This window comes from Streptomyces sp. NPDC111516 (genome assembly GCF_055635345.1).
The window spans coordinates 136,005-157,159 of the sequence record NZ_JBVKBV010000010.1; the positions used below are offsets into that span (position 1 = coordinate 136,005).

At 69.9% G+C, this 21,155-nt stretch carries 16 protein-coding genes; 10 read left to right on the forward strand and 6 right to left on the reverse strand.

Annotated elements, in window-relative coordinates:
• Positions 1-24: 24 nt before the first annotated feature.
• On the forward strand, positions 25-585 hold the full coding sequence (locus ACZ7L9_RS20725; protein ID WP_471416948.1) for a GTP-binding protein: 561 nt from the start codon (positions 25-27) through the stop codon (positions 583-585).
• Positions 582-1,169 (forward strand): GAF domain-containing protein, encoded by a 588-nt coding sequence (locus tag ACZ7L9_RS20730; RefSeq protein WP_471416768.1) that lies wholly within the window; start codon positions 582-584, stop codon positions 1,167-1,169. Before ACZ7L9_RS20725 ends, ACZ7L9_RS20730 begins: the two co-directional genes overlap by 4 nt.
• Positions 1,170-1,175: 6 nt before the next feature.
• On the opposite strand, the gene ACZ7L9_RS20735 is transcribed toward ACZ7L9_RS20730, so the two are convergent.
• The 5 genes from ACZ7L9_RS20735 to ACZ7L9_RS20755 form a co-directional block, all read right to left on the reverse strand.
• Positions 1,176-3,086, reverse strand: coding sequence for a DUF2264 domain-containing protein (locus tag ACZ7L9_RS20735; RefSeq protein WP_471416770.1), 1,911 nt, complete (start codon positions 3,084-3,086; stop codon positions 1,176-1,178).
• A gap of 35 nt (positions 3,087-3,121) precedes the next feature.
• Positions 3,122-5,554, reverse strand: coding sequence for a polysaccharide lyase 8 family protein (locus ACZ7L9_RS20740; protein WP_471416772.1), 2,433 nt, complete (start codon positions 5,552-5,554; stop codon positions 3,122-3,124).
• 22 nt (positions 5,555-5,576) lie between these two features.
• Positions 5,577-6,983 (reverse strand): M60 family metallopeptidase, encoded by a 1,407-nt coding sequence (locus ACZ7L9_RS20745; protein WP_471416774.1) that lies wholly within the window; start codon positions 6,981-6,983, stop codon positions 5,577-5,579.
• A 156-nt stretch (positions 6,984-7,139) separates the two neighbouring features.
• The gene (locus ACZ7L9_RS20750) at positions 7,140-8,234 is read right to left on the reverse strand and encodes a LacI family DNA-binding transcriptional regulator (RefSeq protein ID WP_471416950.1); all 1,095 of its coding nucleotides are present in this window, start codon (positions 8,232-8,234) and stop codon (positions 7,140-7,142) included.
• 59 nt (positions 8,235-8,293) lie between these two features.
• Complete coding sequence (locus ACZ7L9_RS20755; protein ID WP_471416776.1) at positions 8,294-9,280, reverse strand: hydroxyacid dehydrogenase; 987 nt, start codon at positions 9,278-9,280, stop codon at positions 8,294-8,296.
• A 339-nt stretch (positions 9,281-9,619) separates the two neighbouring features.
• On the opposite strand from ACZ7L9_RS20755, the gene ACZ7L9_RS20760 reads away from it, so the two are divergent.
• The 5 genes from ACZ7L9_RS20760 to ACZ7L9_RS20780 all read left to right on the forward strand — a co-directional run bounded on the left by ACZ7L9_RS20760 (position 9,620) and on the right by ACZ7L9_RS20780 (position 16,967).
• A complete protein-coding gene (locus ACZ7L9_RS20760) occupies positions 9,620-10,633 on the forward strand; it encodes an ABC transporter permease (RefSeq protein ID WP_471416778.1) in 1,014 nt (337 codons plus the stop codon).
• 82 nt (positions 10,634-10,715) lie between these two features.
• Positions 10,716-11,576: a carbohydrate ABC transporter permease gene (locus tag ACZ7L9_RS20765; RefSeq protein WP_351079888.1), complete on the forward strand. Its 861-nt coding sequence runs from the start codon at positions 10,716-10,718 to the stop codon at positions 11,574-11,576.
• A gap of 41 nt (positions 11,577-11,617) precedes the next feature.
• Positions 11,618-13,291 (forward strand): extracellular solute-binding protein, encoded by a 1,674-nt coding sequence (locus ACZ7L9_RS20770; protein ID WP_471416780.1) that lies wholly within the window; start codon positions 11,618-11,620, stop codon positions 13,289-13,291.
• Entirely contained in the window at positions 13,288-14,754 is a 1,467-nt protein-coding gene (locus ACZ7L9_RS20775; protein WP_471416782.1) for a M1 family metallopeptidase, read from the forward strand. The genes ACZ7L9_RS20770 and ACZ7L9_RS20775 overlap by 4 nt, the downstream gene beginning before the upstream one ends.
• Positions 14,751-16,967, forward strand: coding sequence for a right-handed parallel beta-helix repeat-containing protein (locus ACZ7L9_RS20780; protein ID WP_471416784.1), 2,217 nt, complete (start codon positions 14,751-14,753; stop codon positions 16,965-16,967). Before ACZ7L9_RS20775 ends, ACZ7L9_RS20780 begins: the two co-directional genes overlap by 4 nt.
• Positions 16,968-17,018: 51 nt before the next feature.
• Here the strand turns inward: ACZ7L9_RS20780 and ACZ7L9_RS20785 are convergent, their stop codons facing one another.
• Entirely contained in the window at positions 17,019-18,041 is a 1,023-nt protein-coding gene (locus ACZ7L9_RS20785) for a LacI family DNA-binding transcriptional regulator (protein ID WP_471416952.1), read from the reverse strand.
• Positions 18,042-18,332: 291 nt separating this feature from the next.
• Between ACZ7L9_RS20785 and ACZ7L9_RS20790 the strand changes: the two genes are divergently transcribed.
• Genes ACZ7L9_RS20790 through ACZ7L9_RS20800 form a run of 3 tightly spaced genes read left to right on the forward strand, consistent with a single transcriptional unit; the run spans position 18,333 to position 21,091 of the window.
• On the forward strand, positions 18,333-19,196 hold the full coding sequence (locus ACZ7L9_RS20790; RefSeq protein WP_471416786.1) for an ABC transporter permease: 864 nt from the start codon (positions 18,333-18,335) through the stop codon (positions 19,194-19,196).
• Between the two features lie 48 nt (positions 19,197-19,244).
• On the forward strand, positions 19,245-20,264 hold the full coding sequence (locus ACZ7L9_RS20795; RefSeq protein WP_471416788.1) for an ABC transporter substrate-binding protein: 1,020 nt from the start codon (positions 19,245-19,247) through the stop codon (positions 20,262-20,264).
• Positions 20,261-21,091, forward strand: a complete 831-nt coding sequence (locus ACZ7L9_RS20800) for an ABC transporter ATP-binding protein (protein WP_471416790.1) — start codon at positions 20,261-20,263, stop codon at positions 21,089-21,091. The genes ACZ7L9_RS20795 and ACZ7L9_RS20800 overlap by 4 nt, the downstream gene beginning before the upstream one ends.
• The last annotated feature ends 64 nt before the right edge of the window (positions 21,092-21,155 follow it).

The following is a 21,155-nucleotide window of genomic DNA, read 5'->3' on the forward strand; positions in this document are numbered from 1 at the left end:
GAAGGCTTTCCCGTCGCGCTCAAGGTGCTGGTGGCAGGCGGGTTCGGCGTCGGCAAGACGACCTTCGTCGGCGCGGTCAGCGAAATCGCGCCGCTCAGCACGGAAGAGCTGCTCACCCAGGTCAGCGCCGCGACCGACAGCCTCGACGGCATCGAGTCCAAGACCTCCACCACCGTGGCGATGGACTTCGGCCGCATCACCCTCGACGAGCAGCATGTGCTCTATCTGTTCGGCACGCCCGGCCAGGAACGCTTCTGGTTCATGTGGGACGAGCTCTCCCAGGGCGCGCTGGGAGCGGTCGTGATCGCGGATACCCGCAGGCTCGCGGAGTGCTTCGCCGCCGTCGACTTCTTCGAGCGGCGCGGCATCGGATTCATCGTCGCGGTGAACGAGTTCGACGGCGCCTACCGCTACGCCCCCGAGGAGGTACGGGCCGCACTCGACCTGGGACCGGACGTGCCGGTCGTGCTCTGCGACGCCCGGATCGCCAGCTCCGGCACCGGGACCCTGGTCACACTGGTCCAGCACCTGATCAACGTCACCTCCGCCCCGGCCCCGTTGACCGCTTTCGGAGCCCACACGTGACCCGGCATGCCGCCGGACGGCTGCTGCTCACGCCCGTCGACCGCGATGTCCTCGTCCGTACCCAACGGCTGCGGACCCTGGGCCTGGGGGAACGAGCCGACGCCTCGTTCGACAACTTCGACGCCTTCGCCGACCGGGTCGCCGAAGTGACCGGCGTGCCCTTCTCGATGGTCAACTTCATCGACGGGAACCGGCAGTTCTTCGCCGGACTGCACACCCCGGCCGGCACGCACAGCGGCTCCCACCTGGGCGCCACGGCCGCGGGCAGTGGCCGTGCCGGCCGGTATGTGGCCCTCGACCGCGGCTACTGCCCGCATGTCGTCGTACGGCGCAAGGCGCTCGTCCTGGAGGACGTCTGCGACTACCCGCGCTTCGCGGGGAATCCGGTGGTGGACGACATAGGCATCCGCTCCTATCTCGGCGCGCCTCTCATCGACCGCACGGGCATCGCTCTGGGCGCCGTCTGCGCGGTCGACACCGTGCCCCGCCCGTGGGGCAGGGCGGGGCTCGACACGATCAAGTCCTTGGCGCTTGAACTGGTCGGGCACATCGACCGGCGGGAGGGGAGCACCATCGGCAGCTGACCGCGGTCAGACCTCGACCGTCGTACCGTCCAGGAACGTCAGTACCACCGATTCCGACCCCGCCCGCACCCGCACCGAGTCGCGCAGCGCCGCAGGATGCACGGTGTCCCGGGAGAGGGCGACCAGCGACACATGGATGCTCCGCCCGCCCGGGTGCGGTCGGCTGCGCAGATACGGGATCGCGGAGTGCGGCCCGTACGCGTTGGACTGGACGTCACGGGCCACAGCGGCCCCTTCGGCACCACCGTCCCAGCCGTACAGCGCGACCAGTGCGCTGCTCAGACCGTCGGCGGTACGGGCCAGCGCCCAGTCGGGACCCGACAGGGCGAACGGACTCTCCGCGTGAGCGACCGCGTGACCGCCCTCCCGTACCACCGCACCCTCGGGCGCCTCGACCCGGTGCACCCGGACTTCCCACGGGCCGTGCAGCACACTCGTCGTCTCGATCCGGTACGGCTGATCGTCGCCGGGCAGCCGGGCCGCGTACCAGGAGGCGGCGACGCGGTCCTCGCAGCGCAGCGGATGGATCCGGCGGCGCGGCGACGGGGTGCCGTCCGGGGCCACGAGTGCCAGATGGCCGTCGATGGAGCGTGCCACGGCGTGCGGAGCGGCTTCGGGAGCCGTCGCCGTCGAGTAGGCGAACTTCGCGTAGTGCGGGTCCTCCGCGCCCTCGGACGGGTCGGCCGTCTCGTCGTACGGCGGATTGTGGTCGCTGCCGTGATTGATCAGCCGCACGATGCCGTCGTCGCGGGTGCCGTGCAGCAGCCAGCCGGGGGCCGGCAGCGCGGTGAACCGGTCGGACTCCTCGACGGGCAGCGGGAGTTCACGCGCCGTCCACACGGGATGGTCCGCCGGGAGCAGCAGCCCGAGGAAACCCTTGCTCGCCCAGTACGGCGAGGCGGGGCCGGAGTACGGCTGGGTGCTGGGCAGGAACGTGTCGTACCAGCCGAGCGTCAGCAGCCCCCGCTGGTCCGGCACACCGCGCTCGGCGAAGTGCCGCATCGTTCCCGAGGCGAGCCGGCGTGTGAGCCCCGGCGCGAGCGGGGTGCAGTCGGACAGCGCCCCCATCCACACCGGTGCGAGTGCGGCGAACCGGTACGTCAGTGAGCGGCCCTGATGGACCGGAGCCCCGTCGGAGCCGAAGAAGTGCGGATAGTCCTCCAGGAACCGGCTGAGCCGGTGCCGGTAGACCTCGGTGCGGCCTCCGTCGTCGGGGCCCGCGATCCGGGACCACAGCAGCGGGTACAGGTGCATGGCCCAGCCGATGTAGTAGTCGAAGTTCCGGCCGTCCCCGTCGGTGTACCAGCCGTCACCGACGTACCAGTCCTCGATCCTGTCCAGATTGCTCTCGATGTCCTCGCGGCTGTACGGGGCGCCGACCGAGGCGAGGAACTGCTCGGACACCACCTGGAAGAGCCGCCAGTTGTTGTCCCAGGTACGCCCGCCGACGAACCCGGAGAACCAGTCGACGACCCGCTCCTGCACCCGGGCGTCCAGCCGGTCCCAGATCCACGGCCGGGTCTCGTGCAGCGCGACCGCGACCGATGCCGCCTCCACCATCTGCTGCGAACAGTCCGTCAGCCGCGGCCACGCCTCCCCGCTCGCGGGATCCGTGCCCGCGGCCAGGCCCGCCGTGTACCGCTCGATCAGTGCGGGGTCGACCGCTCCGCCCGCGCCCGCTATTCGGCAGGCGGCGAGCAGGAACGACCGGGCGAACCCTTCGAGACCGTCCGAGACGACCCCCGACCAGCTGGTGCGGCCCGGCAGCCGGTACTGCGCGAAGCCGGGTGTCGCGTAGGGCACCAGCGCATCCAGCATCCGGTCGGCCGTCGCCGCCCAGTGGGCCCGGGTCCAGCCGGTACGGGACGACAGGAGCCGGTCGGGCGGCGGCAGTTGCAGATGCGGTGCGACGGACATGGTGGTGCTGCTCCTCGGAAGGTACGCGGGGTGGGTTACTGGGTGAGTTCGGCGCGGTGGGTGTGGCCGCGCGAGCCATCGACGGCGACGGTGAGGACGGGCCTCGGGCCCGGGACGAGGCTCACCGAGTCATCGGCGTCCACCACCGACCGCACGCGGAACGGCAACTCGACCGAGAGCGTGGTGAGCGCCCGTCCCGGGTCGGCGACCGCGACGCTGACGCGCGCGCCGTGGCGCCGCACGAGCACCGACGCGGGGCCCGATGCGGTGATCCCGGCCGCCGTCCCGGCGCGCCAGAAGTTCACCGCGGTCAGTCCCGCCCGGCGTACCTCCACGGCCTGCGCGGTGGCGTCGTTGGCGACGATCCGGACCGGCCGGGACCGCGACCAGGCGGCGGTCGCCGCCTCCGACGCGCCGGGCAGCAGTACGTAGGCGTAGTGGGCATCGGTGGGAGAGGAGCCGTGATCCACCCAGAGCGTCAGATAGCGGCGGGTGACCGGATCTGCGCTGCCGCCCGTGTCCGACCCCGAGTTGATGTCCTGCCAGGAGCCCCTGCGCTGTTCACGCAGGGCGTGCAGGGCGGTCCCCCCGGGGAACACGTATCCGCCCACGCCGTCCACGTGCGCCCACCGGGCTCCGTCGAACTCCTGGGTCCAGCCCTGGTCGACGGGCTGCCGGACGCCGTCGACCAGCAGCCGGTGGCTGCCGTCGGTTCCCAGGTTGCGGTTCTCCACGATCGTCTCGACCCGGCGGCCGTCGCTCGCCGTGATGCCGGCACCGAGCGCGATCACCGCGTTGTCCAGCAGGAACCACGACTTCCTGGTCCGCAGGGTGGTGCCCTGGGCGCCGATCACCTCCATCGCGGCCGCCACGTACCTGCCGTCCAGCACGGCACCGCCCGCGACGGCGTTGGACGGACGGTAGGTGGACGTGCCCGCGCTCGTGCCGAGATCGGTGCGCTGCCGGGTGTCGACCGTGGTGCCGGGGAGCCGGTACGGATCGACGGTCGGCCAGAAGCCGTCGTTGTACTGCCGCATATCGTCGCCGTCGTACAGATACGTCATGCCGTCGCCGGTGTACCAGCCGTGCAGGTTCTCGCCGTTGCCCGCTTCGTACGCCGAGATCCGCTTCGACGACAGTGACAGCGCGCAGGCCCAGCCGGGGCGGCGGTGCACCACGCGGTCCATGTCGGCGAAGACGGAACTGCCGGTAGTACGCGCCTCGGCGGGAACGGTCCCGTCGTTCAGGACGGCCTTGGCCAGGGCGAGTTGGGGCAGGCTCGCGAGGCTCTCGAAGGGGGTGGTGCGGTTGCGGGTCAGCCAGCCCTTGACCAGTGCCCGCCAGCGCCCCGCGTACTCGGCAGGTGCACCGGACGCGAGGAGCAGGATCGCCGCGACGGCCGCCGCGCCGTCGCGGTGGTCACCGGCGGCTTCCCGGGAGATCGCCCGGCCGCGCACCGAGTCCATCATCAGTCCGTCGAAGATCACCGGGGTGAAGGTCCGCTCGACGGCCTCGTACACCACCGACACCTTCGGATCGGCCACCGCCCACTCGGAGCCCGCCAGCAGCGCCAGCAGATAGGCGGTGCCGCTGAGCAGCACGACGCCGTACGTACCGGTGTAGGCGACCACATCGTGCTGGATGAACGACCCGTCCTGGTAGAAGCCGTCACCCGATGTCACGTACCGGAAGAGGCTGTTGCGGCCAAAGTCGCGTACGTCGGAGAGTGCGTCACGGGCCGAGACCAGCTTGGCGGCGTCCCGTCCCAGCAGCCCGCGCAGCGCCACGATGACGGCCTTGTCGGTGCGGTTCGCGCCGGTCTCGGAGAGCGTGGGGTAGTTGGTACGGCGGTCCGCGTTCGGGCAGTACCGGTCGACGACCGCGAGATAGTCCGTCAGATCGGCTGTGGGGAGCCGGTGGCGCAGGATGACCGAGCAGTCCATCAGCGCACGCGGGGCGCCGATCTCCCAGAACCACCAGTTGCCCGTCTCGGGCTTGGCCGGGTTGTACGCGGTGTCGTGGCTGAAGCGCAGCGCGGCGACGAGAGCATCCGCCACCTGTGTGCTCCCGGCGAGGGAGGTGCCCTCGGTGGCCCAGGCGGTCGCGAGGGTGCGCAGCCGCGTGTAGCTCTGGCCGAAGTTGCCCGGGTCGGTGAGGGGCGAGAGGTCGGACCAGAGCGCGGTGCGTCCGGCGCCGCGATCGAGGGTGTTCCAGAGGCCCCTGGCCGTGGCGTCCAGTGCCGCGACCGCGGCCGTGAAGTCCGTGTCGGCGAGGTCGAAGCCGCCGCCGGTGAGCAGCGTTTCGGCCCGCAGGAGCAGAGTGTCGAAGTCGGCGGTGGCCTCGGCTTCGGCCGATGCGGCCGCGGCCGGACGGGCCTGCGCGGCGCCGGCCGATGTCAGGAGTGTCGTCGCGGCCGTGACGGCGGTGGCGCTGCTCGCCGCGAGGAGGGTTCTTCTGCTGAGGTTCACGGTGAACTCCCTTTCGTTGCGGTCAGTCGGCCAGCATGGACGGGTCGACGGGCGGCTTCGGCAGGTTCAGGGCGGCCAGCTCGGCCTTGCCGGTGGCATCGATCGGGAACGCCCAGGTGTTCACGAAGAAGTCCGTGAGGTCGTAGCCCGCGACACGGCTGGAGTACGTGGCGAGGGCCCGGTAGCGCTTGTCGTTCTCCGTGTACTGGGACTGCGGATTCTCCTCGCGGACCAGCTTGTGCAGCCGGGGCCAGAAGTCGTCGCCGAAGGCCAGTTCCAGCTGGCGCAGCGGGACGAGCTTCTCGTACGCGCCGAAGGAGTTCTCGTACGTCAGCCCGGCCGTGCCGAACTTGAGCTGCGCGGACTGGAAGTAGGTGAGCCCCGTCTTCGGGTCGGCTGTGAGGAGGTTGGACGGCTGCTTCAGGGTGCGTTGCGCCGCCAGCGAGTAGATGTTGACCGTGACCTCGGTCAGACCGCCCGGCTTGTAGGCGAACTGCTGGTGCAGGTGGCCGAGTTCGTGGTAGAGCCCCCAGCCGCGGGTCCGTAGCCCCTCCACCGTCGTGGCGCGGTCGAGATAGGCCCGCGGGAAACCGTTGTAGCCGTGTGTGGCGTAGGCGCCGACACCGGCCGGAACCTTGCTGACCTCGGTGAAGTGGTAGGGCCCCGCCTTGCGCAGGTGCACCGGCTTCGAACCGTCGAGACCGCTGATCCGGGCGTGCGAGTCGATGATCGTCTCGACCAGTCCGAGCAGCGCCGCATGGTCCTCACCGCGGTAGAGCAGCGCGCCCTCGCGGGTGAGCGTCATGATCGTGTGCGGCGCGTGGAGTTCGGCGTACGGCGATTCGGTGAACGTGTCCAGCTGCCGCTGGTAGTCGGCCTCCGTGGTGCGGCCCAGCGCGAAGACCGGCATGGGGACGGCGCCGGAGCGGACCAGCACGCCCGCGCGCTCGCCACGGCCCGTCAGGGTGAGGTAGACCGGGCCGCCGTGCGGGTCCGCGACGGTGTTGGCACCCGCGGTCAGCGGATAACTGCGGGGCTCGGTGACCTCGCCGTAGTAGTCCCAGGCGCCGATCCAGAGGGTGGGCAGCAGATCGTCGTACGGCTGAACGGTGAGGGAGAGCGGGACGCCCGCCGGAACGTACAGGCCCGTGGGCTGGAACTCCGAGCCGCGCAGGGCCTGTCCGAGCCGCAGCCGCTCGGCCTCGGCGGCGGGCCGGGCCGTCAGAGTCAGCTCGACCGGGCGGGCACCCGGCGAGGCAGCGACACCGCCCGTCGCGGCCCGGGCGGTGCCGGCACCGGCGCCGAGCGCGAGCGCCGCTCCGGCTCCGGCCGCGGCGGCGAGGACTGAACGCCTGCCGACGGGGGAGGAGGCGGCGGAACGGGCGGTGGAGGAGCCGACGGAGTCTGCTGAGTCGATGGGCATACGCATGCGGAACTCTCCCTGCAGAAACGAGTGAGGGGCGGAAGCGTGCGGAACGGTGCTGCTCGGCGTCAGCATGTAAGCGGTTGCTATCGACCCGCAAGAGAAGTCGGGAAGTTACTGTGATTTTCTATGGCCAACTGCGGACAGGCGGGAAGTAACCGGTCACATACGGGTGGGTCGTCCGGGCCGTGGAGCAACGGAATCGCGTACCACGATGTGCGTGCCGAGCCGCAGCGCACCCGTCGTCGGCTCGCGCCAGTCGTCCTCGTCCCCGCCGGTCACGGCGAGCCGTACCGCCTGACGCCCCATCTCCTCCAGCGGAATGTGGACGGTGGTCAGCCGCGGCCGCAGTTCCTGGGCCACCGGGATGTCGTCGTACCCCACCAGGGACACGTCCTTCGGCACCCGGACCCCGGCCTCCTCCAGGGCCTGCGCCGCGCCCGCCGCCACCATGTCGTTGGCGGCGAAGACCGCGGTGAACTCCGGTCCCCCCCGCAGCAGTTCCGCCATCCGCCGGTACCCGAAGCTACGGCTGAAGGCGCCGGGCTGGACCAGGTCGGGGTCCGGGGCGATACCGCGCAGCCGCAGGGCCCGCTGGTGCCCGGCCAGCCGGTCGCGGGTGGTGGAGAGCTTGGGAGGGCCACCGAGGTAGAGGATCCGCTCGTGCCCCTGCATCAGCAGATGGTCGGTGATGGCGAAGGCGCCGCCCTCGTTGTCGTACTCGACTGCGACGGTCGGGGCCTGCTCGCCCAGCGGCGACCTGCCGCACAGCACCAGCTTCGATCCGCCCGCGTCCAGCTCGCGCGCCCGGCGGGCCAGCTCGGTGGTGTAGCCGCGGTCCGCGAGGGAACCACCGACCACGACCACCGCGTCCGCCCTGCGCTCGTGCATCAGATCGATGAACGCCAGCTCGCGCTGCGGGTCGCCCTGGGTGCAGCAGACCAGGCAGAGCCGGCCGCCGAGCGCCGCCTCCCGTTCCACGCCGCGTGCGATGTACGCGTAGAACGGGTCGATGACCTCGTTGACGATGATGCCGACGGTGCGGTTGGACACCCCGGCCAGCGCACGCGCGTGGGCGTTGACGACATAGCCGAGCTCGCGCATCGCGCTCTCGACCCGCTCCCTCGTCGCTTCGGCGACCGGGTAGTTGCGGTTCAGTACGCGGGAGACCGTGGCCGTCGAGACGCCGGCACGCCGCGCGACATCGGTGACCGTCGCGCGCCGTTGTCCGTCCGCGGCTGTGCTCTGCCGGCGCATCCGGCTCACCCCCTGACTGTTGTGTGACCCCGAGCCTAGAGCCTGCGTCGGGACGGAGCTCATGCGATCCTCCCCAGGTCGGCCCGGTGCACCGGGTGGTCGAACGGCGCGCCCCGCGCGTACCGCGCCAGTTCGTCGACGGCGAGCGCCCCGAGCCGCCCCACCTCGTTGCCCTGAGCGCCCGCCAGATGCGGGGTGAGGAAGACGTTCGGCAGGTCCCACAGCGGGTGACCGTCCGGCAGCGGCTCCGGCGAGGTCACGTCGAGGACGGCGTCCAGCCGCCCGCTGACCAGGTGGCCGGTCAGCGCCTCGGTGTCCACCAAGGGGCCCCGGGCCGTGTTGACGAGGAGGGTGCCGGGGCGCATCAGGCCGATCCGCCGGGCGTCGATGATTCCGCGGGTCTCCGGTGTGTCGGGGGCATGGACGGTCACCACATCGCTGGTCGCCACCAGGGTGTCCAGGTCGGTCTGGGTGACACCGAGCCGCTCCGCCTCGGCCGCGCCGACGTACGGGTCGTACAGCAGCACCTCGGCGTCGAGGACCCGGAGCAGTTCGATGACCCGGCGGCCGATCCGGGACGCCCCGACGACGCCGATGGTCAGGCCGTGCGTGCCGAGCCAGTGCTGGCGGTCGAGGTCGGCGCCGGTGCGGTGGGTGCGCCGGGTGCGGAAGAGCCCGGCCAGCGGAAAGACCCGCTTGGCCCCCATGATGATCGCCGCCAGGGTGAACTCGGCGACCGGTACGGCATTGGCGGACGCGGCCGAGGAGACGACGATTCCGCGGTCGAACGCGGCCGGGGACAGAAACGTCTTCACCGTGCCGGCCGCGTGGATCACGGCGCGCAGCCCGGGTGCGCGGTCCAGCAGCGGGGCGTCGACGGGAGGGCAGCCCCAGCCGGTGAGCAGGACCTCGGCGGAACCCAGCGCCGCGACGGCGTTTGGGGAGTCGAACTCGCTGATCACGGACGGGGTGAGGAGGTCGGCGGTCTCTTCGAGGCGGGCCCGTACCGGTGGCGGAAAGGCGTCGTCGAGCAGTCCGGGGCTCATGGCCAGGACCGTGCGCGGCCGACGCGGGGGCGGTGCCGCGGCATCGCTACCGGAATGAGCCGGTGCCTCTTCGGTGGTTCGCACCCTGCCTCCGGATAGTAATCGCGTTCTATGGAATGACCGGCACGCTAAGGAGCGCGATGGTCGACCGTCAAGCTCACAGCCACCCCAACTGTCCGTAATTGAGGTGTTTTTGTGGATTCTCTGGATCGGATTCGATGACAAGGGCGTCGTGTCTCGAGGAGTTTCGACAGGATCTCTTGACGCTTGGGTTAACCGCTTACTAACTTGCGGCCCCAGAAGGCTCACTATGCGCCACCCAGCCGAACAGGACGCACCATGGCTGAAACAGCACCCTCGTTGCCGCGGGAGAAGCGGCGGCAGAAGGCCGAAGCACCCTCCCCGCCCGCTGCCCAGGCCGTTGTCGCGCAGCAGCGGCTGACGCTTCGGCAGCGGATCAAGCGGGACCGGGTGATGCTGCTGCTCACTCTGCCCGGCCTGCTGTACTTCGTTGTCTTCCACTACGTACCGCTGCTGGGGTATGTGGTGGCGTTCCAGGACTACCAGCCCTACCTCGGCTACATGCACAGCGTCTGGGTGGGCTTCGCCAACTTCTCCGCGGCGTTCGGTGAGCCGGCCTTCTGGTCCGCGACGTTCAACACCCTGGAGATCGCCCTCGTCCAGCTGGTGTTCTTCTTCCCGGTCCCGGTCGCCCTGGCCCTGCTGCTCAACAGCATCGCCAGCGACCGAATCAGGCGCTTCGTGCAGAGCGTCGTCTATCTGCCGCACTTCATCGGCTGGGTCATCATCGTCTCGATCTTCCAGCAGATCCTGGGCGGCGCGGGGCTCCTGCCCGACGTACTCGGCGGCCTGGGGCTGCCGCGCTACGACATGATGAGCGACCCCAACGCCTTCCCCTGGCTGCTGACCCTCCAAGTGGCCTGGAAGGACGCGGGCTGGGGCACGATCATCATCCTCGCCGCGCTGCTGAACATCGACAAGCAGCAGTACGAGGCCGCCGCGATCGACGGTGCGGGCCCCCGACGCCGCCTCTGGCACGTGACCCTGCCCGGCATCGCCCCCGTACTCATCCTGCTGCTGATCCTCAACCTCGGGCAGATCCTCTCCGTCGGCTTCGAGCAGATCCTGCTCCAGCGCGACGCGGTCGGCCCGGACGCCGGTGAAGTCCTCGACACCTACGTCTACTACCACGGCATCAAGGACAACGACTGGGGCGTCGCCGCCGCCGTCGGACTCGTCAAGGCGGTCATCGGCACCGCACTCGTCCTGGGCGCCAACAAGTTCGCCCACCGACTCGGCCACGAAGGGGTGTACCGCGGTGCTGACCGCTGAGAAGACGCGCGCCACAAGCGAATCCACCGCACCGGCGCCCCGCCCCGCCCCCGCCCGGAAGCCCGACGGCCGGCCCCCGTGGATGGAACGGCCCACCCGCATCGGGCAGATCGCCAAGGCGGTCGCCGTCGTCGTGGTCGTCCTCGCCGTCGCCTACCCGCTGGTCGGCGTCATCGGCACGAGCTTCGCGTCACAGACCGACATCATCAAGAGCTCCGGACTCGTCCTGTGGCCGGACCACCCCACCCTGGACGCCTACCGCACCATCTTCACCGGCGGAGTCGTCACCCGAGCGCTCATCGTCTCCGTCGGCATCACCGTCCTCGGCACCCTCGCCAGCCTGCTCGTCACCGTCGGCATGGCGTACGGGCTCTCCCGCCGCGACGTCACGGGCTCCCGGTTCATCCTGATGACGGCCCTGTTCACGATGCTGTTCAACGCGGGCATCATCCCGAACTTCCTGCTGGTCAAGGGACTCGGCCTGTACGACACCTACGCGGCCCTCGTCATGCCCACCCTGGTCAGCGCCTTCAACCTGGTCGTCCTGCGGTCCTTCTTCATGAACCTGCCGGAGGAGCTGTACGACGCCGCGAAGGTCGACGGCGCCGGAGACTTCCGCATCCTCGTGCGGATCGTCCTGCCGCTGTCCAAGGCCGTCCTCGCCGTCATCAGCCTCTTCTACGCGGTGACGTACTGGAATGCCTTCTTCAACGCGCTCCTGTACCTCAACGACTCCGACAAATGGCCGCTGCCGATGGTGCTGCGCACCTACGTCCTCCAGGGCCAGAGCCTGAACGCCGCCTCGGCCGGCGAGGTCCTGGCCCCGCAGCAGGCCGTGCAGATGGCCGTTCTGGTGATCGCCGTCGTACCGATCCTCTGCGTCTACCCGTTCCTCCAGCGCTACTTCACCAAGGGCGTGCTCACAGGCGCCGTCAAGGGCTGACCGCCCCCACTCCTTCCTTCCCCTCTCCCAAGGAGATTCAGGTGTCGAGCTCCACCCCCATCAACCGCAGAGCACTGTTCCGCATGGGTGCGGGCGTCGGCCTCTCACTGGCCGCCGCCCCACTGCTCGCCGCCTGCGGCGACGGCGGCACGACCGCGAAGGCGGAGGCCAAGAGCGCCTCGCTGCTCCCGGACACCGCGATCCGCAACATCGGCCTCAAGCCCGACCTGGCGGGCACGGCCGCCGGTGTTCCGCAGGGCTACTTCAGCTACCCGGCCAAACCGCTGCGGGCCACGAAGGGCAGCCCGCTCAAGGGCGCCGAACCGATCACCGCGACGATGGAGACCTTCGCCCCGCCGCCGCCCGCCCGTGGCAAGAACGCCGCCTGGCAGGAGATCGAGAAGCTTCTCGGCACCCAGGTGAACGTCACCGCCGTCCCCGCCGACGACTACGGCACCAAGTTCTCCACCATGGTCGCCAGCGACAGCCTGCCCGACCTCTTCATGTACCCCGAGATCGGAGGCGTCGACAACAAGGCGGCCTTCCTCCGGGCCAAGTGCGCCGACCTGACCCCGTACCTCGCCGGGGACAAGGTCAAGGACTATCCCAACCTGGCCGCGATCCCGAAGGGTGCCTGGCAGGCCGCCATTTTCGGCGGAAAACTGTACGGCATCCCGATCGCTCGCACCGGTACCGGCGGCGCCGGCTTCTACCGCCACGACCTGTTCGAAGAGGCCGGCGTCACGAGCCTCGACCAGATCACCGGCCTCGACAGGTTCGTCGAGCTCTGCAAGGAACTGACCCGGCCCAAGAAGGACCAGTACGCGATCATCGCGGGCGTCACCAACGTACTCGCCATGTCGGCGGGCGCGCCCTACTTCTGGCGGCTGGACGAGAAGACCGGCAAGTTCACCACCGACCTGGAGACCCCGGAGTACCGCCAGGCCGTGGAGACCGCGCGCGAGCTGTACAAGGCCGGCTGTTTCTACCCGGGCACCCTCCAGATGTCCGGGGCGCAGAAGGCCCAGTACACGGACATGTTCAAGAACGGCAAGGGCGCGTACGTGTACGACGGCATGCCCACCTATCTGGCGCCCGGTGTCGGCTACATCGCCGCGATGAAGGCGATCGACACGAAGTACGACCCGAGGCCCTTCGTGCCGTTCGGCTCCGCTGCCGTCGCCTGGATGGACAACGTCAAGCTGGAGAACACCCATGTGAAGAAGGCGTCCGGAGAGCGGGTGCGGCAGATCCTGGCCCTCGCCGACTTCGCCGCCTCCCCGTTCGGCAGCCAGGAGTACACGCTCATCAACTACGGCGTCGAAGGCACGGACTTCACCCGTGACGCCAAGGGCAACCCGGCGCTCACCAAGCAGGGCACCCAGGACGTCACCGTGCCGTGGAAGTTCATGGCCTCCGCCGTTCCCGCCGTCTTCAGCGCCGACTCGGAGCAGGGCGTCCGCCACGTCCACGACGCGTTCACCAAGACGATTCCGATGATGGAGCAGGATCCGACGCTCCAGTACTCCTCACCCACCTGGGACTCCAAGGGCTCCGGCAGCCTCTACACGTTCAGGCAGGACGCGCTCAAGGACATCATCTCGGGCCGCAAGCCGATGTCCGCCTACGACCAGCTCGTCAAGGACTACCTGGCCAAGGGCGCCGAGCAGGCCCGCGGCGAATTCGAGGACGCCTTCCAGAAGGGGAAGAAGTGACGACGCGACGCACGGCCCTCAGACTCGGCGGCGCGGCGGTGGCCGCGGCCGTCGCCGTCCCCGCCCTCGGCTCGCCCGCCGGTGCACAGCCGCGCCGCTTCGACCCGAAGCCCGGCTCCGACGGCGTCGGCGACCCGCTCTTCCCGACCCTCGGAAACGGCGGCTACCAGGTCGTCCACTACGACCTCACCTTCGACTTCACCCCGGTGACCTACGACTTCACCGCCGTTGTGAAGATCAACGCCAAGGCCACCCAGGACCTCTCCGCGTTCAACCTGGACACCGACGGCCACACCATCGAGTCCGTCACCGTCGCCGGCGGCCCCGCCACCTGGGAGCTCTCGCCCGGCAAGAGCGGCCAGGAGCTGACCATCACCCCCGCCCGCCCGCTCCACGACGAGCAGGCGTTCACCGTCGAGGTCCGCTACCGGGGCAACGGCAAAGCGCCCCGACTCGGCCTGACCGGTTGGAAGTTCGGCACCGACGGCGGCTTCGCCTCCGCCGCCCAGTCCTCCCGCGCCGACACCTTCCTGCCCTGCAACGACACCCCGTCCGACAAGGCGACGTGGACCTTCCACATCAGCGCCCCGCAGGGCTATGTCGCCGCCGCCAACGGCGAGCTGCTGCACAAGACCCCGCGCGCCGACGGCTCCACCGTCTGGCACTTCGCCCTGCGCGAGCGCATGGCGACCGAACTCATCGGCATCGCCGTCGTCAAGGGCACCTACCTCTACGGCACCAGCCACCGAGGACTGCCGCTGCGGCACATCGTCCCGCAGGGGCAGGAGGAGAAGTACGGTCCGATCGTGGCCCGTAGCGCAGACCATCTGGCCTGGCTGGAGGCGAAGTTCGGCCGCTACCCGTTCTCCGTCTACGGCCTCCACATCTACGACGGCTACACCGACGCCCTGGAGAACCAGACCCTCTCCCTGTTCTCCACCAACTGGTTCAAGCCCAACTCCGACGGCCGGCCCGGCTACGAGACCACCATGGTCCACGAGCTCGTCCACCAGTGGTTCGGCGACTCCGTCACCCCGAACGACTGGCAGCAGGCCTGGCTCAACGAGGGCCCCGCCGTGTACTACGCCGGCCTGTACGGCGAAGAGCGCGGCTGGTCGGTCTTCGAGGACAAGATGAGGGCGACATACGAGAAGCTCGACGCCGTCCGCGCCACCGACGGTCCGCCCGGACTCCCGAAGGCGCTCGGCGGCACCAACATCTATGACGGCGGCGCACTCGTTCTGTACGCCCTCGGCCTCCAGATCGGGCAGCGGCAGTTCGACCGCGTCATGCACGAGTGGGTGAAGCGCTTCAAGGACTCCACCTACACCAGCGAGGCCTTCATCCGGCACACGGTCGACGTCACCGGCGACAAGTCCCTCGACCCGTTCCTGCGCGACTGGCTCTTCGGAGCCGTGAACCCGCCCATGCCCGGCCACCCCGACTGGAAGGCGTCCGCGTGAACCGCCGCACCCTGAACGTCGTACGAACAACCGGCGCTGCCGCTTCCGCCGCCTGCCTGGCAGCGCTCCTCGCCGCCCCGGCCGCCCAGGCCGCGCCCTCCGTCCGCACCCTGTATGCGGCCCCGGACGGAGACGGCGCCGCCTGTACGGTCGCCCGCCCCTGCACCCTGGAAGGCGCCCGGGACCAGGCCCGCACCGAGACCGGGCGAGACGTCCGCGTACTCCTGAAGAACGGTACGTACGAGCGCGACGAGCCGCTGAAGCTCGGCGCCGCAGACTCCGGGAAGGACGGCCGCACGGTCACCTGGACCGCGGCCCCCGGCGCCCGCCCCGTCCTCTCCGGCGGACGGGACATCACCGGCTGGCGGCAGAACACCGACGGCACCTGGACCGCCGACGTCCCGTCCGGCGTCACCCCCCGCCAGCTCTTCGTCGACGGCAGGCGCGCGACCCGCGCCCGCGGCGAGGCGTGTGCGGCGAACACCTGCGACGCCACGAAGACCGGCATGACCGGAGCCACCGCCACCGGGATCGACCGATGGCAGCGCCCCACCGACGCCGAAGCCGTCATCCGGGTCCGCTGGCGCAACTACCACTGCCGGATCGCGGGCGTCAACGGCGACGTCATGACGTTCGCCCAGCCCTGCTGGACGAACTCGGCGAGCGGCACCAACCGCACGGGGCCCGCCTGGGACTCCACCACCGTCGACTCCACCCGCTACAGCGGGGTCGCCTACTTCGAGAGCGCCCCGGAACTCCTCGACCGGGCGGGCGAGTTCGTGTGGAACTCGAAGGACCGCTCCATCACCTATCTACCGCGCAAGGGCGAGAACATGCGCCACGCGCGGGCCATCACCCCGCACACCGAACAGCTGCTCGTGGTCGACGGTGCCCACGACGTCACCGTCAGCGGGATCGGCTTCGCGTATGCGGCGTACCGTCAGCCCGGCACCGACGAGGGCTACGCGGGCATGCAGGCCGGTCTCACCCTGACCGGAGCCACCGGCCCCGTCGACCACGCCGGCCGCTACTACACCAAGCCGTCCGCCGCGGTCACCGTCCGCGGCGGACAGCACATCAGCATCGACAACGCCCGGTTCAGCCGGCTCGGCGGGGCGGGCGCGATCCTCGAAGCGGGCACCAAGGACAGCTCCCTGACCCGGTCCATCTTCACGGACCTGTCCTCGGGCGGCGTGTACGTCGGAGACACCGAACCGATGCCCGGCGCGGCGCTCGCGGGGGAGCGGAACACCATCGCGTACAACACCCTCACTCGCACCGGCGTCGAGTACACCGACGCGGTGGGCATCTGGGCCGGCTACGAATCCGAGCTGAGCATCGACCACAACAGTCTCGACCACCTTCCGTACTCCGGGATCTCGGTCGGCTGGGGGTGGAACCAGCCCGAGGCCCGGAAGTCCGTCCTGCGCGACAACATGGTGACCGGCAACCGCATCACCAACGTCATGGAAGTCGCACAACAGCAGCACGACGGCGGCGCGATCTACACCCAGGGCGCACAGCCGGGCACGGTCGTCTCCGGCAACTACATCAACCGCTCCGCCTTCGGCAACACCGAGCGCGACGGCAACGGCATCTATCTCGACGAGCAGTCCTCGCACATCGTCGTCGAGAACAACGTCATCACCCGCATCGGATACAAGTGGGTCTCCAACTGGGCGGATTACGGCATCCAGAACACCGCCCGGGGCAACTGGACCGACACCGTCGCCCCCGCACTCGGCGGCACCGGCTCGGTCATGACGGACAACCTCACCGGCCTGGACCGGCTGCCTGCCGAAGCCCTCGCCGTCGCCGCCCGGGCAGGCGCCCACGGCGGCCCGGTCGAGCAATTGCGGACCGACCTGGCCCGCACCGGCACGGCCACCCAGTCCTCCACCGAGGGCACGGCATCGGCGGCTCTCGCCCTGGACGCCGACACCAACACGGACACCCGCACCCTGTCCGAGGCGGGTGCCTGGTGGCAGGTCGACCTGGGCGGCGAACAGCACATCCGCCAGATCGAGATCTGGAACAACTCCTCCGCCACCACAGCCGACTTCGATGTCGTCACGGACGACACAACGGTCCACGTCAGCGGGAAGGCACTGCGTCCGACCGTCCTGAACGTGGACAGCCGGACCCGCACGGTGAAGATCGTGACCTCCGGCACGGGACGCGTGGCACTCTCCCAGGTGCTCGTCCACCCGTAGCGGTCGCTCCCCATCGCCGGGCCGCTCGGCCCGGCCCCCGGACGCCGCCGGTCACCCGACCGGCGGCGTTCCCGTGCTCGCCCGCACCACCACCTCGCCCGCCACCCGCACGACCCGGGCCCGTTGCCCCGCGGACCGCTCGCGCAGCGCCAGTGCGATCACGTCCTCACCCATCGAGGTCAGCGGCAGCGCCACCGTGGTGAGCGCCGGTGACAACTCCCGTACCAGCGGGATGTCGTCGAAGCCCGCGAGCGAGACATCCTCCGGCACCCGCAGTCCCTCCTCCCGCAGCGCGGCGAGCGCACCGACGGCCATCACATCGGTGACCGCGAACACACAGGTCGGGTGCGGCCGGCCGCAGGCAAGCAGCCGGCGGGCCGCCGCGTACCCGCCGTCGCGAGTGAACGCGCCCTCCACGACCCGGTCGAGTCCGATTCCCGCCTCCGCGAGCCCTTCCCGGAAGCCCGCCAGCCGGTCGGAGACCGTGGTCAGCGCAGGCGGCCCGGTGAGCACCGCGAACGTCCGGTGCCCGAGCCGCACCAGCGTCCGGGCGAGCGTGGCCGCCCCCGCCCGGTTCTCCGGCTGTACGGTGTCCACCCGCAGGCTGCGGTGCCGGCTGACGACCGCCACCCGCCCGCCGCCCCGTACATACGGCTCCAGTTCGGCGTCCAGGGCCCGCTCCCACGCCCGGTCCTGGAACCCGGAGCCGATGAGCAGGATCGCCCGGGCACGCTGGGCCCGCAGCATCGAGACGTAGGCGATCTCCCGGGCGGGTTCCCGGAAAGTGGAGGCCAGCATCACCAACAGATCCTGTTCGGCCGCGGCCCGCATCACGCCACTGGACACGGCGGCGAAGTAGGGATCACTCACGTCATGACAGATCACGCCCACCGTACGGTTGTTGGTGGCATTCGCGAGTGCCTGTGCGTGGGCGTTGGGGATGTATCCGAGCCGGTCCGCCGCCGCCCGTACCCGCTCGCGCAGATCGTCGCGCACCCGGGCCGTGCCATTGAGGGCACGCGAGGCGGTGGCGGGGGAGACGCCGGCCTCCCGGGCCACGGCGTCGAGCGTCACATGAGCCGCCGCGCGCGGGGCGTGGCGCGGTCCGCGGTGGTGCGGGTCCGGGTGGTGCGGTGTTCCCCATTCACTCAAGTCGACCCCCAAGGGCGCGGTGGTGGAAGGCGCGAAACTTGTCGACGACCTATTGACCGTGCGTGCAGGCAGTCATTAGCGTGGCGAAAACCATATCAGAAAGCGCTTTCTGAAAGCGTCTTCTGAAAGCGCCTTCTAGTGCCGGGAGGGGCACTAGTCACCGCAGGATCGCACAGCTCTCCACAACTACCCCAGAAGCGCAGGGAGTTCACAGTGAGCCAGAGCGCGTTGGCCAAAAGCCCGCCCGATGCGGCGGGAGTCGTCCGGCGGGCCGGGCCCTCGGCGGGGGCGCGGTTCGCACGGGCGGCCGAGCAGAGCTGGCGGCCCCTCGCGCTGCTGCTGGCCTGTTTCGCCGTCTGGTGGGTGATCTCGGCGGCGGAGCTGGTGAAGCCCTATCTCGTACCGTCACCCGGGGCGACCCTCGACGTCCTCACCGGCAAGGCGGGCTATCTCTGGCAGCACACCTGGGTGACCACGTACGAGACGCTGCTCGGCTTCCTGATCGCCGTGGCCGTCGGTGTCCTCGCGGCGGTCGTCATGGTGTACTCCTCGACCGTCGAGCGCACGCTCTATCCGATCCTGCTGTTCGCCCAGGTCGTACCGAAGATCGCGATCGCGCCGCTGTTCGTCGTCTGGCTCGGCTTCGGAATCGGACCGAAGATCCTCATCGCCGTGCTCATCGCCTTCTTCCCCGTGGTGATCTCCATGGTCACCGGCCTCAAGGCGGTCGACCCGGAGATGCTCCAGCTCTCGGCGACGATGGGTGCCAAGCCCTGGCAGACCTTTCTCAAGATCCGCTTTCCGGCCTCGCTCCCGCATCTCTTCTCGGGGCTCAAGGTCGCCGTCACTCTCGCGGTGACCGGCGCGGTCGTCGGCGAGTTCGTCGGCGCCAACGAGGGCCTGGGCTATGTGATCCTCCAGGCCAACGGCAACCTCGACACCCCGATGCTCTTCGCCGGGCTGCTCGTGATGTCACTCATCGGCGTGGTGCTCTTCGTCGCCGTCGAGATCGCCGAAACGCTGCTGCTCCCGTGGCACGCCAGCCGCCGGGACACCTCCGCCACCACCACGTACTGATTCCGTCCAACCGACTCCGTCCTATTTCGTCGCGGGAAGGGCCAGCCCATGCATGCGCGCAGACTCCTGATCGGTGTCGTACCTCTCGTCCTGGTGGCCACGGCCTGCGGTGGCAACGACGCCTCGACCACCACGAGCGACTCGGGTAAGAAGCTGGACAAGGTAACGCTGACCCTCAACTGGTATCCGTACGGCGAACACGCGCCGTTCTACTACGGCAAGCAGCAGAAGATCTTCGAGAAGCACGGCATCGACCTGGAGATCCAGGCGGGCCAGGGCTCGCAGAAGACGGTGCAGGCCACCGCGGCGGGCCAGACCGACTTCGGCTGGGCCGACACCCCGGCGCTGCTCGCCGGTGTCGACCAGGGCGTGCAGGTGAAGAGTCTTGGAGTCTTCCTCCAGACGACCCCGGCGTCGGTGCAGTCGTTCGACGCCGCGGGCATCCGGTCGCCCGCCGACCTCAAGGGGAAGACCATCGCGGGGACGGCGGGGGACGCGCTCTCCAAGACCTTCCCGATCTTCCTGAAGAAGAACGGCCTGGCCGAGTCGGACGTCAAGGTCCAGAACACCGACCCGGCGGGCAAGATCGCCGCGGTGATCTCCGGGAAGACCGACGGACTGCTCGGCTACGCCAGCGACCAGGGCCCCACCATGCAGGACAAGGCGAAGAAGCAGGTCTCGTACCTGCGCTTCTCCGAGAACGGGCTGAACTTCTACTCCAACGGTCTGCTCGCCGGCCAGAAGATCCTCTCCTCGAAGTCCGAACTCGCCGGACGCATGGTGCGGGCGGTCAGCGAGTCGTGGGCGGCCGCCGAGAAGGCCCCCGGACCGGCGGTCGCGGCGATGGACGGAGCCTCGGAGCAACTGCCGCCGGCCACGGTCCTGGCCGAGCAGTTCAGGACGACCCTCACCCTGCTGCACACCACCTCGACCAAGGGCAAGGCGCCCGGCGTGAACGACGAGGCCGACTGGCAGCAGACCATCGACGTCTTCGCCGAGGCCGGCATGGTGAGCAAGCCGAAGGCCGTTGCCGAGTACTGGGACGAGAAGACGGCACTGAAGGGATGACCATGCCGAAGCAGGACGCGACACCGACCGAGGCGCCGGTCCCCGCCGCCACGGCGGCAGCAGCGGTCGAACTGTCCGATGTGGCGGTCCGGTTCCGCAGCAGGAAGCGCGATGTCACCGCGTTGCGCGCGGTGTCGCTCGATGTGGCTCCCGGTGAGTTCGTGGCCATTGTCGGACCGTCCGGATGCGGCAAGTCGACCCTGCTCAAACTGGTCGCGGGACTGCTGAAGCCGTCCTCGGGCGAGGTCCGGCTCGGTGGCGAGCAGGTCAACGGGGTCCGGCATGACATCGGTTACGTGTTCCAGCGCGCCGCCCTCCTGGAGTGGCGCTCGGCGCGCCGCAACATCCTGCTCCAGGCCGAGATCCGGAAGATGCCTCCCGCACAGGCGCGCGGCCGGGCCGACGAGCTGATCCGGATGACGGGACTGGGCGGCTTCGAGGACGCGTATCCGCACGAGCTGTCCGGCGGAATGCAACAGCGTGTGGCACTGTGCCGGGCGCTGCTGCACGAACCGCCGGTGCTGTTGATGGACGAGCCGTTCGGCGCGCTCGACGCCCTCACCCGCGAGCAGATGAACATGGAGCTGAACCGTATCTGGCGGGAGACCCGCACCACCGTTCTGCTGGTCACCCACTCCATCTCGGAGGCCGTCTATCTGGCCGACCGGGTGGTGGTGATGAGCCCGCGCCCCGGCACGGTCTCCGAGATCATCGAGGTGGGTCTGGGCGCGGAACGGGAGTACGGCGAGACGCTGGGGCGCCCGGAGTTCCGGGAGGCGGCCGGTCGTATCCGCGACCTGCTGGGTGCGGCTTCGGCGCACGACTGACGGTGTGGTCGGGCGGCCGCTGAGAACCGAGCGGCCCCGGGCTGCGGTCGCGCAACCCGGGGCC